This is a genomic window from Rhodoligotrophos appendicifer (assembly GCF_007474605.1).
GTDB lineage: Bacteria > Pseudomonadota > Alphaproteobacteria > Rhizobiales > Im1 > Rhodoligotrophos > Rhodoligotrophos appendicifer.
The window spans coordinates 40075-53950 of sequence record NZ_VHKL01000001.1 but is presented as its reverse complement, the minus strand read 5'-3'; the positions used below and the strand labels follow the sequence as shown (position 1 = coordinate 53950).

The following is a 13876-nucleotide window of genomic DNA, read 5'->3' as shown; positions in this document are numbered from 1 at the left end:
GCGGCAGTATGCCCGCAGCCGACAGGACGAGCAAAAAAAGCAATTCGCCATGCTCAAACGACGGGCACGGAATCCTGCTTCCGGCGTACGAGCTCGACGCGGTGGCGGCCCTTTGCCTTTGCGGCATAGAGAGCAACGTCGGCCCGGTGCAGAAGATCGCTCAAGGTGTCGCTGTCGTGGGCCGTCGCCACGCCGGCGCTGAGGGTGAAGGGGAGGGGCTCCTTGCCCGGTCCCAGCGGCAAAGGGGGTGTGCTGCGAAGAAAATCGCCGATGCCGCGCTCGGCTCGCGAGGCCGATATTCCCGGCATCACGAGGAGAAACTCCTCGCCGCCGATGCGGCTGACCTGATCCTGCGGTCCGAGCCAACTGCGGAAGATCTCGGCGCAGTGCACCAGAACCTTGTCGCCGATGTCATGGCCGTAGGTATCATTCACCTGCTTGAAGTGGTCGATGTCGACGAGAGCAATGGACAAAGGAAGCCGGTTCTCGCGAAATTCGATCAGAGCCAGTTCGGCGCGCTCGAAGCCATAGCGCCGGTTGGCGAGGCCGGTGAGATAGTCGGTGCGGGAGGCCTGGACCGCCGTGTCATGGGCGCTCCTGAGGAGGAACTCCTCGTTCTTGATGGTGGAGATCTCCGAGGCGACGGCCAGAAGCCAGCCATTGGACAGCTTGAAATCATTCACCCACCACCAGCTGCCATCGATCATGTCGACGGCAAAATCGAACCTGCGGCCGCTTCCCTTCCGCCTGCGGGCGACCCGCGCCACGAACTCGGGAAGCGTGAAATTCTCCAGCCTGATGCCCGTCTTGCCATCGATGGCCGCCGCGATAGCGTCAATGAAGGGGATGCGATCGCCGGCGTAATGAGGGAAGAAGGCGCCGCAAAACGCGGGGTTGGCATAGCGGATCAGGTCGAGTTCGTCGCACAGGCACAGGCCCACATGCCCCGTGTCGAGACTTTGCAGCAGCATGGATGTCAGCTCGGGGTCATGAGCCAGAGCGGTGCCCATGCTCGACATGAGATCTTCGGTCAACCAGTCCTCACACACGCAGACGCAACTCAAGACGGATAGTCGGCACTTTTTGGCACCGCCGCAACGAAGCGGGGCGTTGCAGTGGTGGTACCCCCCCCCCTCAAGTGAGGGCGTCTGCACTGGTATTCCAGTGGGGAGGGGCCACATTTGCACAGGGGCAAGGAGAGGAGATCTTCGCCATGAGCATGAGTGGTCGAGCCATCAAGACACCGGGACCCGAACACCCGATCACCATCGAGCCGAGCCCGCAACGGATCACCGTCTCGGCGGGTGGTGCGGTCATCGCCGACACGACGGCTGCCCTCATCCTTCGCGAGGGAGGCTACAAACCGGTGACCTACGTGCCGCGCGGCGATGTGGATCTCTCGCTGCTGGAGCGGACAGAGCTCTCCACCTATTGCCCGTATAAGGGGGACTGCTCCTATTACAGCATCCCATCGGCGGGCGCGCGGGCCGTCAATGCGATCTGGAGCTACGAGCAGCCTTACGAGGCGGTGGCGAAGATCAAGGATTACATGGCTTTCTATCCCGACCGAGTGGATTCGATCGAGACGCGATAGCCGTTGGCATCGGGTGGCAGCATTGGATAGAAGATGACGTGCGCGCCTTTTGTCCGAGCGCGTCGAGAGGAGAACGCGCGTGCCCACCCTTCTGTTCGCCAGCGGAATTGACGATCCGGCCCCTTGGCAGGCGGCCTTTGCGAAGCATCGGCCGGATGTGCGGTTTCGGGTGTGGCCCGATGTGGGGGACCCGGAGGAGATCACCCATGCGCTGATCTGGCGGATCGAGGAGGGGGCGCTGAGAAAGCTGCCCAACGTGAAGGCCATCTTCGCCTTGGGTGCGGGAATCGACCAGATCATCCGCGATGCGACTTTTCCTCGAGATGTTCCGCTGTTCCGGCTCGTCGATGCGGGCCTGCGCGAGCAGATGACCGAATATGCCCTTTACGGCGTGCTGCACTGGCACCGGCAGATGGGGCAGTATGCCCGCCAGCAGGCCGCGGGAGAATGGCGGATGCTGGAGGCGGTGCATCCCTCGCACCGGCGGATCGGCGTGATGGGGCTCGGGGTGTTCGGCATGGACATCGCCCGCACGCTCGCCGCCATGGGATATGACGTGGCCGGATGGAGCCGAACGCCAAAGACATTGGACGGGGTCGAGGGTTTTGCTGGGCCCGACGGGCTCGAGGCGTTTCTCGGTCGCAGCGAGATCCTGATCAACGTGCTGCCGCTGACGGATGAAACCAGAGGGATTTTGAGCGGGAGACTTTTCGCGTCGCTGCCGGGGGGCGGAGCGCTGATCCATCTCGGGCGCGGCGGGCATCTCGTCGAAGCGGACCTGTTGGCCGCACTGGAGGGCAAGCAGCTGGACTGGGCGATGCTGGACGTGTTCCCGACCGAGCCGCTTCCCGCAGACAGCCCGCTTTGGGCGCACCCGCGCGTCTTCGTTACCCCGCATGTGGCAGCACAGCCGGTGAGCGATGCTGCGACCAGCGTGGTGCTCGATAATTTCAACCGGTTCGAGCGGGGCGAGGAGCCGAGCGGACGGGTGAACATCGCGGCGGGATACTGAGTTCGGCCGATTGCGGCCGGCAGACTGGTCAGAGAGCGGTGTGATCGCGCACGGCCTCTTCCAAAGATGGCTTGAGTTCTGCGAAGCGTCGGTCGACGGCCGAAGGATCGCCACGATTCAAGGCGATCATCGCGGCGCGCGCCTCGCCGCCGCGGACGACCTGCATGTCTTCCTTCTCGATGGCGGCAATGGTGGCGTCCGCGACATCGGCGACGGGCTCGCGGAGGATGCCCTGCTGCGCACCGGCGCGGAGCCGCCGGTTATAAGAACACGCTTGCCGGTGATATTCATGTCTTCGCTCCAACATTGGAATGATTAAAAAGTAAGCAGCGTTGAAACTCTCGCGCGGCCAACCTGAATGATCAGTGTACAGCTCATCAATAGATATCGAGACGCCCGAAGCCCGATATTCATCGATTTTCATGCCTTTCAGGAAAAACTATTCACGCATGACCAAAATGGAACTATTCTGTTGCTCGGGCGGCTAGCGACACCGGGGCAGGTCTCATCGCTTACAAGGCCAGAGCAGGACTTGCCTGCCGGCATGCACCAGCCGTCCGAGTGGGGCAAGGCTGGGAAAATTCACATTGACGCGCAAGTCTCAGTTCACCGAGGCACAGCGGCTGATCATGCGTCGGCTCGTGGCCGCGTGGATTTCGGAGGATTTCACGCCTGTCGAAGACATCCTGAGCAATTTTGCAACCCGGCGCCCTCTGACGTGCTGGAACCCCGTGGTCCTGGACCTGCCGGACCCGCGGTTCGCCACCATGAACCGGGTCTGGAACGAGCACCGCGACGGGGCTGAGCTGCCGCATATCTCGCGGTGCAGGATCGAGGATTTCGGCGACGCAGCCGCGGTCATGATGGTGCTGGATTTCTGGGCGGACCAAACGGATCTGGACTACCGGCATTATGGTGAGGAGCTCGCCTTCCATGCCGGCGGGAGCCAAGCGGGATCGACGGTGGGCACCCTGGCACAGCATGCGCCCTATTCGATCTTCTTTGCCGCCAGCTATTATGCGGCAGCCGTCTACCGCAAGCCGCATTATAGCGAGGTGGTCTCGGCGCCCAAGCTGGTTTCGACGACATGGTGCCGCTATCTGCTGCCCTATGTCGACGACAATGACCGGGTCATGGGCTTCGCCTGCGGGAACATCCCGTTTCCCGGACTCGCGAGCTGGCCCGCCGTCGGCAGAGCGCCGAGCAGCGAGTCGAAGGAAATCGCGCAGATCTCCAGGGAAATGGCCGTGGCCGAAGGGGCTCTGGCGCGGATGGAGCGGAATGTCCGCGACCTCCTGACCTATTCGCCGATGGCCATCATGATCGTCGCCGACCGGACGGAGAAATGCTACTTCGCGAATGCGCCAATGGCGGCATTACGGCGTTCGACCGAGATCAATATGGGCGGCGTCACGCCCACTGACGTGTTCCTCGATCACGAGCATTTTCGGCTTGCCCTGGCTGAGGCGCGGGCGGGCAACAGACTGCGCGACGTGGAGACGCGGCTGCTGCGGGTGGATGGCGGCGTCGTGTGGGTGCTCATGTCCACGAGCCCCATCGAATTCGACAACAATCCCTGCGTCGCCTTCTTCTTCTACGACATTTCCGATCGCAAGCGGTCAGACGAGGCGCTCAAGCTCTTCGGTGCCGTGGGGCAGGAGCTCAGCGCCAGCCTGGATGTCGCCAAGGTCAACCAGATCCTGGCGCAAAGACTGCCGGAGATCATCGGGGCGATCGAGGTCGCGATCCATCTTCTCGAATCCCAGGAGGGGGACATCCGACGCGTCGGATCGGATGGCCATGCCATGCCGGATTTCAGTCGGGACCGGGATCATCCGGTGAATTTCGTCATCAGCAATGGCCGCGAGTTCATCGAGCAACGGGCGGAAGGTGAAGCGATCCACCTGCCACTCACGGCAAACGAGCGGCTGCTCGGGGTGCTGTCAATCGTCATCGGGACAGCCAGGAGCGACGGGCGGCTCGAACGGGCGCTGCTCGGGTCGCTCGCAACCTCGGTCTCGCTGGCCTTGGTGAATGCCGAGAAGACCCGCGCACTCACGGCAGCCAATGCCTCGCTCGACCACATCGCCCATCACGACATGTTAACAGGCGCCCCGAACCGGCTGCAGTTCTATCAGGTGGCAGCGCAGAAAATCAGCAATGCACGGCGGACCCGACAACCGCTGTCGCTCCTGCTCCTGGACATCGACCACTTCAAGGCGATCAACGACAGTTACGGACATCCCGCCGGAGACGAAGTGCTGAGGGCCGTCGCGAAGGCGATCGGCGCGGGCATCCGTCAGGGCGACCTGATGGCGCGATTCGGCGGCGAAGAGTTTGCCCTGCTGCTGCCGGCGATGGGACTGGCGCAAGCCTGCGTCCTGGCTGAACAGCTGCGCGAAGTGATCGCCGATCTCGCCATTGCCGTGGACAGGGCGCAGATCGCCGTCACTGTCAGCATCGGCGTCGCCGAATGCGCGTCGGGGGATGCGGATATCGATGCTGTGGTGAAGCGTGCGGACAATGCGCTCTATCGCGCCAAGAAGGCGGGACGAAACCTCGTCGCGTCGGCGTCCGATGATTCCCTGCTCCAGCCGGTGGAGGTCTAGGGAGCGAGCAAACCAATGGAAGCTTTTCCTTCCATTGCCTATGATGGCAAGATCGACTTCCTGCTCGATCGAATCGGACAGGGTGGGCCACCGTATGGAGCAATGGGCGATGTGGAGAGTTTTCGGACTGGTGGTCCTCGCGGTTTCCTGCCTGAGCGGCGGCGCCTTCGCGTTCTCGAAAAGCGTAACGACGAGAAGTCCGGCGATGACCTGCCGGACACCAGAGTTCACGGTCTTCACGTCGCAATATGCGAAGCTTCAGGTGTGCCTGCTCGACGGGCGCGTGCCACGGTCGCAGAAGGGTGATCTCGTGATCATGGTGGAGCGGACGCAGTGGGATGGGCCGGTAATTGTCTCCGCCACCTGCGCCATCTCGATTCCCCTCACTCCGTATACGATGCAGCTGCTGCCGTGGGACTTCAAAGTCGCAAATGTCCCTCTCGTGCTGCATCCCGGCCAACACACTGCGTATTACACAATCGTCCCGCATCTCGACGAGCATTTCTGGGAGGATTGGAGACACCAGGGCGAGAACAAATGCACCTGGAGCGCGTCGCCCGGATAGGCGAAATCAAAGAACCCCGCCGAAGCGGGGTTCCGAGCTGTGTTTGACGATTACAGCTGATGCCATGACTGCCCGGCATGGCGCGGCTTGCCGAGTAAACGTGATTTCCTCAAACGGGTTCCCATCCTGTGTTCAGGAGACAGTGCGAAAACATCTTTCGCAGTGACCCGCCATCGCCAAAAAGCTTTCGCCGGTGCCTGAGGGCAAGGTACAGCTTTCGGACCGTCTTCGGAGACCAGCCTGCTTCATGATCGTCAAACAGGTTCAATTCGCCATTCAAATCCTCGAATATTTCTCGGAGCACCGGCGGCCCGCTACTCTTTCTGAAATTGCGGATCATTTCGGCTGGCCGCGATCGAGCACCTTCAACCTCATCGAGACGCTGAGCAAAAGCGGGCTGCTGTACGAGCCAAAATTCCGCGCCGGATATTATCCGACACGCCGCCTGCTCAAGCTCGCACACGAAATCGTGGCCGATGGACCGCTGTCAGAGGACATGCGCATCATGGTCTCAAACATTGCGGCACAGACCGGGGAAACGGCCGTGCTTGCGGCGCTTTCGCATATGAGCGCCGTCTTCGTCGAGGTGGTGGAGTCAAGCTCACCCATTCGTTATTTCGCCCAGGTCGGGCAGAGAGTCCCCCTGCATGCGACCTCGGCCGGAAGAGCCCTGCTGTCGATGGTCTCGGCAAAAGAGCGCGCCGCCGTCTTGAGAAAATCAGACTACATCCGTTTTGCACCACGGGCCTTGATGACGGCGGAAGACGTCGAAGCGGACATCGCCGCCTCCATGGAACGCGGCTGGTTTCTGAACAATAACGGCTATTCTCCAGATCTGCTCGGCATCGCCGTCCCGGTGCCACTCAAGGACCGCCAATATTGTCTGATGGTGGCCGGTCCAGCCTATCGCACGGAGGATCGCGTTGCAGATCTCGTCGCCTCGCTGCAGGCGGAGATCGAGCGATTCATGGCTGGCGAGGAGGAGTAGCCGAGCCCCTCCGCAAGTGTGGCTTGACGGAGTAATTCACCAGCTTGTATCCTGGGTTCATCATTGTGAACAAGAAGGCTGCAGAAAGCGGCCCGGATTCAGTCCAGGAGAGCGTATGCAGGTTACACAGGGGTCGGCAGATCTGCCGACGGTCGGGCTCGGCATTCCCTTCGAGGAATGGACGCTCGGACGCCGGTTCAAGACCGTCGGCCGGACCGTCACCGAAGCGGACATCACGAATTTCGTCTGCATCACCGGCATGCTCGAGGTGCTGTTCACCAATCTCGACTATCTCGAGAAGGAGTCGCTGATCAAAGGGCGGCTTGCCCCCGGCGCGCTGGTCTATTCCTTCGCCGAAGGGCTGCTCATGCAATCCGTCATGCAGCATACGGGGCTCGCATTTCTCGGCATGGAGCTGAAGGTCAACAAACCGGTCTTTGCCGGCGACACCATCCATGTGGAGTGCGAAGTCACCGAAGCCCGCCCCACCTCGAAGCCAGGGCGCGGCATCGTCACGGCGATCAACACCGTGGTGAACCAGAAGAGCGAGGCGGTCCTCGTCTATACCGCGACCCGCATGGTCAAGCGCTTCGACGGCAAATAATCCCAAGACAGAAAATTTGGAGGAGAAGGAATGAGACGCTTCAAGGGGCTGGCTGCGGCCGGCATTTCCGCGACGATGCTGCTGGTCACGGCGAGCTTTTCGGCGCAGGCGCAAGAGACGACGGTCCCGCTCGCGACATGGGGCGGCGCCAACCATATCGGCGTCCGTCAATTCGTGCCGGCGCTGGAGGAGGCGCTGAAGAAGGAACAGCCCAATACGATCGTGCTGCAACATTTTCCGGGCGGCCAGCTGGCACAGGACAAGGACATGCCGGTGGGCATTCCCATGGGCCAGGTGAAGTTCGGCTGGATCACCGTCAATGGCTGGTCGGGCACCGTGCCGGACACGAAGATCATGGACGCGCCGACGGGCCTCACCATGGCGCAGCTCGATGAAATCATCGAGAAGCCGAACGGCCTCATGGACGTGCTGAAGACGAAGTTCGAGGAGAAGAACAGCGAACTTCTCGGCCTGGCGGATCTCGGACCTCCCGCAGTGGTGTCGAAGGTGCCGCTGAAGACGCCGCAGGACTTCGCCGGCAAGAAAGTGCGCGTGTTCTCCGAAGGGCAGGCGGAAGCGGTGCGCTCGTTCGGCGGTTCCCCCGTGACGATCCCCTTCGCCGACGTCTATTCAGCGATGCAATATGGGACGGTCGATGCCGCTATTCTGGGCTTCCAGGGCGTCGACAGCCAGCGCATGTATGAGGTGTCGAAGCATGTGCTCGTGCCGGCATCCTTCCTCGGCACCACGATGATGGGCTGGGCTGCGAACAAGCAATGGATCGAAGGCTTGCCCGAGCAAGACCGGGTGGCGCTGGAAAAGGCCGTCGACGAGGCCAGCCACTCCAACCGGAAGGCGATCATCGCAGAGATCGACCAGCTCACGAAGGCCTATCGGGATCGCGGGTTGGAGGTGACCATCCTGACGCCTGACATGCCGGAGTTCGCAGCCTGGAAGGAGGCCACAGCCCCGCTCCTGAAGAGCACCCTGGCCGGGCTCAGCTCGGATGTCTCGGCCCTGATTGAAGCCAAGGAATAACGATGGTCGATCCGGAAAGGCCCCCCTCACCGGTGGTGAGGGTCTTGGAGCGTCTCGGCGATTGGGGAGGCCATCTGGCCACCCTGATCACCTGGCTGCTGGCCTTCACGGTGACCTATGACGTGATCCTTCGCGGCCTCGGCATTCCCACGCTCTGGGCCGCCGAGGTCAGCATCTATCTGATGATCGCCATGGCGTTCATCGGGATCGGCGCGACGCAGGGAGTCGACGGGCATTTCCGGGTGACGTTCCTGCGAGACCTCTGCCCACCAAGGGTCCGCGTGGTCCTGGATGTGTTCGCCCTTACGCTGAGCTTCGCCTTCGCCATCGGCTTCACCTATGGGGCGTGGACGCTGGTCTCGTTCTCCTGGATGCTGAACTTCAAGAGTTCCACGATCCTGCAGGTCCCGATGTGGCTGCTGCAAGGGATGCTGGTGGTGGGCGGGGTGCTTCTCTGCCTCGCAACCTTGCGTGATCTGCTCATGGTCTTCATGCATGGCAGCGCCTTCCGCGACACAGCGGGATCGGGAGAAGTGATCTAAGATGACCATTGCCATAGGCGTCATCGTCTTCTTCCTCATCTGTCTTGCCTGCAGCGTGCCGGTGTTCGTGGCCATGGGGGTGAGCGCCCTCCTCGGCAACTACCTGCTCGGCGGATCGAACCTGCTGCAGGATGCGGCGCTCGGGGCCTATAACGCCCTCAACAGCTTCGTGCTGCTGGCCGTGCCACTCTACATTCTCGCAGGGACGCTGCTGCAACAGACGGGGCTGTCCGACAGGCTGTTCGCCTTCGCGGCATCCCTCGTCTCTGGAATCCGCGGCGGATTGGGCGTTGCGACGGTCATCGCCTGTGCGATCTTTGCGGCCATTTCCGGCTCCAGCGTCGCCACGGCGGCGACCATCGGGCTCGTGGCCATACCGGTGCTGACGCGCAACGGCTACCCGCTGGCGCGATCCGGCGGGCTCATCGCCGGCGGCGGCACGCTCGGCATCCTCATTCCACCGTCGATCGCGCTGCTGCTCTATGGGGTGCTCACCGACCAGTCGATCGGCGCGCTGTTCGTCGCCGGGGTCATTCCGGGGGTCATGCTCGCCCTGATCATGGCGGTCTATACGATCTTCATGAATCCGCGCGATCCAGACGCCAAGCAGGCCAGCGTCAAGGACATCCTGAAGGCGACCCTGGATGCAGGCGCGATCCTGCTGCTGCCGATCCTGATCTTCGCGGGCATCTATACGGGCGTCGCCACGGCCACCGAAGTCGCCGCCCTCGCCGTGGTCTATACGGTGATGGTCGGGCTCGTGACGCGGACGCTCGGATGGCAGCAGTTCGTGAAGGCCGGGCTTGCGGCCACACATGCGTCGGTGATGATCCTGATGCTGGTCGCCTTCGGGGCCCTGATGACACATTTCCTAACGGTCACCCGGGTGCCGCAGGCGCTGACGGAGGTGATCGCCGGGTCGGGCCTCGGCTTCTTCGGGGTGCTGACGGTGATGGTGGTCTTCTACCTCATCCTCGGCATGTTCCTCGAAGCGCTTTCAATGATGCTGATCACGATCCCGATCCTTTATCCGGTCGCCATGGCGGCGGGGATCCACCCGCTGGCCTTCGGCATCTTCGTGGTGCTGGCAATCGAAGTCGCACAGATCACGCCGCCGGTGGGCATCAACCTGTTCACCGTCTCGCAGATCGGCAAGATCCCGTTCGAGAGCATGGCCAAGGCGATCATCCCCTATGTCGTGATGATGATCCTGATGATGTACGCCGTCGCCTATTGGCAGGATCTCGCCACATGGCTTCCCCAAACAATGGATTACGGACGATGATGCAAGGCACCCTTCCCGTCGACAGCGCGTCCCTGTGGCCCGCGCTGGTGGACGAGGCCTATGTGGAGAAGATCCGCAGCTATGTTGCGCGCGTGATCGCGCCAGAGGGCGACCGGATCGACCGCGAGGACATCTATCCCGTCGAGATCATGAAGGACCTAGCGAAGCAGGGCTACAGCACCGTGGTGCTGGAGCCAGAATTCGGCGGGGAGGGATTGACCTATCTGCATGCAGCGGCGGTGTGCGAGGAGGTGGCGGTGGCGAGTGCCGCCGTGGGCGTTTCGCTCATCACCATCTTCCAGGCGCAGACGATGCTCCGGACCTTCGGCTGCGACAGCGTCAAACGGCGCTATCTGCCCGCCTTCGCCGAGGGGCTGCTGTCCTCCTATGCGCTGACCGAGGCGAGCCATGGCAGCGACATCCGCAAGCTGGATACAAAAGCGCGCAAGGATGGCGAGGAATGGGTCATCCAGGGTGAGAAGCATTTCATCACCTCGGGGTCGGCGGCCGAGTTCTTCATCATTCTCGCCCAGACGGATGTCGGCGTTTCGGTCTTCGCCGTGCCGCGGGACGCCAAGGGCGTCTCCATCTATGAGGGCGAGAATTCCGCAACGTTCGGGCTGCGGAACGGTCCGCACATGAATGTCGTCTTCGATGAGGTGAGGCTGCCGGCTGACCATCTCATCGGCGAAGAGGGCAAGGGGGTGCGGCAAGCCGCGACGGTGCTGAACCATTCGCGCACCTTGGCGGGGGCCATCAGCCTGGGGATCGCGCGCGCCGCGTTCGAAGGAGCACTGATCTTTGCGCGAGATCGCGTGGCGTTCGACCAGCGGGTCCTCGAATTCCAGGGCATCCAATGGTATTTCGCCGACATGCTGACGGAGATCGACGCCGCACGGCTGTTGATCTATCGCGCCACCGAGGCGCTGGGGACCAAGCAGCAGGTGTCGCGGTGGAGCAGCGAAGCGAAGTTGAAGGCCTCCGTGGTGGCCACAGCCGTCGCGACCCAGGCCGCGCAGATCTGCGGGGCCTACGGGATCATGGAAAATGCTCCGTTCGGGCGCTATCTCCGGGATGCCAAGGCCTATGAAGTTGCAGGCGGATCAAACGAGATCCTGAAAAACACCATCGCCAAGATGCTCCTGCCGCTGTCCGGCCTGACACCAGCAAAGAAGCCGACCTAATGACGACGCTGTCGCGGAAGCTGGTGCAGCAGGCGGAAACGCGCGGCTCGAAGGTCGCCGTCGTCTTCGACGAGATGGAACTGACCTGGGCCGAACTCTGCGATCTCTCGCTGCGGACCTCTTCGCTGCTGCAGGCTCAGGGGATCGGGAAGGGCGACAATGTCGCCCTGCTCTGCGGAAACCGCCCTGCGTTCCTGGTGGCCTGGTTCGGTCTCGCCAATCTCGGGGCCGTGACGGTTTCGCTCAATACGGGGCTCGTCGGAGAGGGATTGCGGTATTCGGTCACGCAATGCAGTGCAAAGGCGGTGATCGTCGAGCGCGCCCTGCTCGAGGCCAAGCGGGCGGACCTGGAACCGGTCCTGGAGGGGCGGACGGTCATCGTTTTCGAGGACGAGGCCGATCTGTTCGCCCGTGCAACGGCGTTTGCGCCCGCCGCTCCTTACGAGGGGCAGGGGTCCAACCCGCTCAGCATCATCTATACATCGGGGACGACGGGGCTGCCCAAGGGCGTCCTGAATTGCCACGAGGCGTTTATCGCGAGCGGGCTGTGGATGTCGCGCTTCCTCAACATCGTCGAGAGCGACAGGATCATGGTGTTCCTGCCGCTGTTCCATACCAATCCGCAGATGTATGCCGTCATGTCGGCGCTGGAAGTCGGCTGCACATTGGTGATCCGGCCGAAGTTCTCGGTCAGCACTTTCTTCGAGGACGCGCGGCGCTTCGAGTGCACGATGTTCACCTATGTGGGCACGGTGCTGGCCATGCTCACCAGCCGCCTCCGGGAGGGGGACAGCGACCACTCGATCACGCGCTGCGTGGGCGGCGGCTGTCCGCCGGATGTGTGGCGGGCGATGCAGGAGCGGTTCGGCATCACTCCGCACGAACTTTACGGCATGACAGAGGTCGGGGGCTGGGTCACCGGAAACAGCTCGGAAAACTACCGCTTCGGCTCCTGCGGGACGATCCGCCCCGACATGGACGTGCAGGTGTTCGACCAAGAGGACAAGCCCGTGGCAGCGGGGACGCCGGGGGAGATCGTGGTGCGGCCGAAGGCGCCCTTCACCCTGCTGCTGGGATATTGGGACAATCCCAAAGCCAATTGGGAGGCCTCGCGAAATTTCTGGTTCCATACCGGTGATGCCGGGCAGCTCGACGACGATGGCTACCTTTATTTTCTCGGGCGGCTGAAGGAGATCATACGGCGCGGCGGGGAGAACATTTCCCCGTTCGAACTCGAGACCGCGCTGCTGGACCATCCGGACATCGAGGACGCTGCGGTCGTCGCGGTGCCGGATCCCATCTTCGGCGAGGAGATCAAGGCCGTGGTCGTGGCGAAGCGGGCGTTTCCGCCGGACAGCATCCGCAGCTTCCTCAAAGGACGCATCGCCGACTTCATGCTGCCCCGCTATGTCCAGTTCGTGGCCAGCATTCCCAGGACCGAGACACAAAAAATCCAGCGGCGGCAGCTGCAAGAAAACAATGACGGAATGGTCGACCTGGAAAGGACACGCGAAAATGCCTAGGACCAAAGGCGGACTGCACTTTTCCGTCAGCGATTGCCGCGCCCCATGGGCCAGAGACACTCTTCCCGTGCTGTTCAACCACGGCATCGGCACAAACATGGACATCTGGGCGGAGTGGGTGCCGATCGTCGCCGCCCGCCACCGTGTCGTTCGCTTCGATATGCGAGGCTTCGGCCAGTCGGCCGTGCCCGCGGAGGACCATGTCTGGTCCATGGACGAGATGGTGGCAGACCTCTGGGAGGTGGCGGACGGCGCGGGCGTCGAGAGAGTGCATCTCATGGGCGAGTCCATGGGCGGCACCATCGTGCTGGCGGCGGCCGTGGCGCGGCCCGAGCGGGTCGCCTCGGTGTCGATCTCCAATGCATCCTTCAAGGGGAAAGGCCTGGGAGAGCTGGCCTATTGGCGGACGCAGTTCGCGGAGGGCGGTGCAGAAGGCTGGAGCCGCCGGATGATGGAGAACCGTTTCGCGGACGGTGCGGGGGAGGCAAGGGCGCTCACATGGTTCCAGGAGGAGCAGGCAAGGACGAGGCCGCATGTGGCGATGGGACTCGGCGGGGTACTGGCGCAATCGGATCTGACCGAGGCGCTCAAAAGCCTCGAAATGCCAGTCTCCGTCACTCTTCCGGACTCCAGCCCGTTCGTCCCGGTGGCCCATGGAGTGGAGCTGAAGGAACTGGCGAAGAACACGCGATTGCGCGTTGTTCCCGGTGTGCGCCACGGCCTCCCTTTCTCGCATGGGGTGGAAGAGGCCCGTCATCTGCTCGCCTTTCTCGACAGTCTCGACGAGTCCTGACGCCCCTCGTCGTCGCGGAGCAGGCCCCGAGACACCTGCCGAACGCGATTGATCAAAAGCGCTGATGCCTGCATGGAGGGGCTTGCAAAGACCCCTCCAAGGCGACACCTTGGCGACCTCAGTCTTGAACAATGTCGGA

The 13876-nt window shown here is 62.6% G+C and carries 14 protein-coding genes; 12 read left to right on the top strand and 2 right to left on the bottom strand.

What is annotated here, in order from left to right; translation table 11 throughout:
• Window positions 1-53: 53 nt before the first annotated feature.
• On the bottom strand, window positions 54-1034 hold the full coding sequence (locus tag FKM97_RS00275) for a GGDEF domain-containing protein (RefSeq protein ID WP_170240667.1): 981 nt from the start codon (window positions 1032-1034) through the stop codon (window positions 54-56).
• Window positions 1035-1219: 185 nt separating this feature from the next.
• Here FKM97_RS00275 and FKM97_RS00270 point away from each other — a divergent pair, with 185 nt between their 5' ends.
• Together FKM97_RS00270 and FKM97_RS00265 are read left to right on the top strand one after the other, a co-directional pair.
• On the top strand, window positions 1220-1594 hold the full coding sequence (locus FKM97_RS00270; RefSeq protein WP_205014686.1) for a DUF427 domain-containing protein: 375 nt from the start codon (window positions 1220-1222) through the stop codon (window positions 1592-1594).
• A gap of 79 nt (window positions 1595-1673) precedes the next feature.
• Entirely contained in the window at window positions 1674-2606 is a 933-nt protein-coding gene (locus FKM97_RS00265; RefSeq protein ID WP_143957144.1) for a 2-hydroxyacid dehydrogenase, read from the top strand.
• Window positions 2607-2634: 28 nt separating this feature from the next.
• On the opposite strand, the gene FKM97_RS00260 is transcribed toward FKM97_RS00265, so the two are convergent.
• The gene (locus FKM97_RS00260; protein ID WP_143957143.1) at window positions 2635-3030 is read right to left on the bottom strand and encodes a hypothetical protein; all 396 of its coding nucleotides are present in this window, start codon (window positions 3028-3030) and stop codon (window positions 2635-2637) included.
• A 163-nt stretch (window positions 3031-3193) separates the two neighbouring features.
• Between FKM97_RS00260 and FKM97_RS00255 the strand changes: the two genes are divergently transcribed.
• The 10 genes from FKM97_RS00255 to FKM97_RS00210 all read left to right on the top strand — a co-directional run bounded on the left by FKM97_RS00255 (window position 3194) and on the right by FKM97_RS00210 (window position 13737).
• The gene (locus FKM97_RS00255) at window positions 3194-5215 is read left to right on the top strand and encodes a sensor domain-containing diguanylate cyclase (RefSeq protein WP_143957142.1); all 2022 of its coding nucleotides are present in this window, start codon (window positions 3194-3196) and stop codon (window positions 5213-5215) included.
• A 109-nt stretch (window positions 5216-5324) separates the two neighbouring features.
• Window positions 5325-5780 (top strand): hypothetical protein, encoded by a 456-nt coding sequence (locus FKM97_RS00250; RefSeq protein WP_143957141.1) that lies wholly within the window; start codon window positions 5325-5327, stop codon window positions 5778-5780.
• A gap of 247 nt (window positions 5781-6027) precedes the next feature.
• Window positions 6028-6768: an IclR family transcriptional regulator gene (locus tag FKM97_RS00245; RefSeq protein ID WP_143957140.1), complete on the top strand. Its 741-nt coding sequence runs from the start codon at window positions 6028-6030 to the stop codon at window positions 6766-6768.
• Between the two features lie 115 nt (window positions 6769-6883).
• A complete protein-coding gene (locus FKM97_RS00240) occupies window positions 6884-7372 on the top strand; it encodes a MaoC family dehydratase (protein WP_143957139.1) in 489 nt (162 codons plus the stop codon).
• Window positions 7373-7402: 30 nt separating this feature from the next.
• Window positions 7403-8410 carry a TRAP transporter substrate-binding protein gene (locus FKM97_RS00235; RefSeq protein WP_143957138.1) on the top strand — a complete coding sequence of 336 codons (1008 nt, stop codon included), beginning with the start codon at window positions 7403-7405 and terminating at the stop codon, window positions 8408-8410.
• 2 nt (window positions 8411-8412) lie between these two features.
• On the top strand, window positions 8413-8952 hold the full coding sequence (locus FKM97_RS00230; protein WP_143957137.1) for a TRAP transporter small permease subunit: 540 nt from the start codon (window positions 8413-8415) through the stop codon (window positions 8950-8952).
• Window position 8953: 1 nt separating this feature from the next.
• A complete protein-coding gene (locus tag FKM97_RS00225; protein WP_143957136.1) occupies window positions 8954-10237 on the top strand; it encodes a TRAP transporter large permease in 1284 nt (427 codons plus the stop codon).
• Window positions 10234-11421 (top strand): acyl-CoA dehydrogenase family protein, encoded by a 1188-nt coding sequence (locus FKM97_RS00220; RefSeq protein ID WP_143957135.1) that lies wholly within the window; start codon window positions 10234-10236, stop codon window positions 11419-11421. Before FKM97_RS00225 ends, FKM97_RS00220 begins: the two co-directional genes overlap by 4 nt.
• Window positions 11421-12944, top strand: coding sequence for an AMP-binding protein (locus FKM97_RS00215; protein WP_143957134.1), 1524 nt, complete (start codon window positions 11421-11423; stop codon window positions 12942-12944). Before FKM97_RS00220 ends, FKM97_RS00215 begins: the two co-directional genes overlap by 1 nt.
• Window positions 12937-13737, top strand: a complete 801-nt coding sequence (locus FKM97_RS00210) for an alpha/beta fold hydrolase (protein WP_170240666.1) — start codon at window positions 12937-12939, stop codon at window positions 13735-13737. The genes FKM97_RS00215 and FKM97_RS00210 overlap by 8 nt, the downstream gene beginning before the upstream one ends.
• Window positions 13738-13876: the final 139 nt, after the last annotated feature.

Excerpts from the sequence above, each read along its gene's own strand:
- FKM97_RS00270 (WP_205014686.1), top strand. The coding sequence starts at position 1,220 with ATGAGTGGTCGAGCCATCAAGACACCGGGACCCGAACACCCGATCACC.
- FKM97_RS00260 (WP_143957143.1), bottom strand. The coding sequence starts at position 3,030 with ATGAAAATCGATGAATATCGGGCTTCGGGCGTCTCGATATCTATTGAT.
- FKM97_RS00250 (WP_143957141.1), top strand. The coding sequence starts at position 5,325 with ATGTGGAGAGTTTTCGGACTGGTGGTCCTCGCGGTTTCCTGCCTGAGC.
- FKM97_RS00245 (WP_143957140.1), top strand. The coding sequence starts at position 6,028 with ATGATCGTCAAACAGGTTCAATTCGCCATTCAAATCCTCGAATATTTC.
- FKM97_RS00240 (WP_143957139.1), top strand. The coding sequence starts at position 6,884 with ATGCAGGTTACACAGGGGTCGGCAGATCTGCCGACGGTCGGGCTCGGC.
- FKM97_RS00235 (WP_143957138.1), top strand. The coding sequence starts at position 7,403 with ATGAGACGCTTCAAGGGGCTGGCTGCGGCCGGCATTTCCGCGACGATG.
- FKM97_RS00230 (WP_143957137.1), top strand. The coding sequence starts at position 8,413 with ATGGTCGATCCGGAAAGGCCCCCCTCACCGGTGGTGAGGGTCTTGGAG.
- FKM97_RS00225 (WP_143957136.1), top strand. The coding sequence starts at position 8,954 with ATGACCATTGCCATAGGCGTCATCGTCTTCTTCCTCATCTGTCTTGCC.
- FKM97_RS00220 (WP_143957135.1), top strand. The coding sequence starts at position 10,234 with ATGATGCAAGGCACCCTTCCCGTCGACAGCGCGTCCCTGTGGCCCGCG.
- FKM97_RS00215 (WP_143957134.1), top strand. The coding sequence starts at position 11,421 with ATGACGACGCTGTCGCGGAAGCTGGTGCAGCAGGCGGAAACGCGCGGC.
- FKM97_RS00210 (WP_170240666.1), top strand. The coding sequence starts at position 12,937 with ATGCCTAGGACCAAAGGCGGACTGCACTTTTCCGTCAGCGATTGCCGC.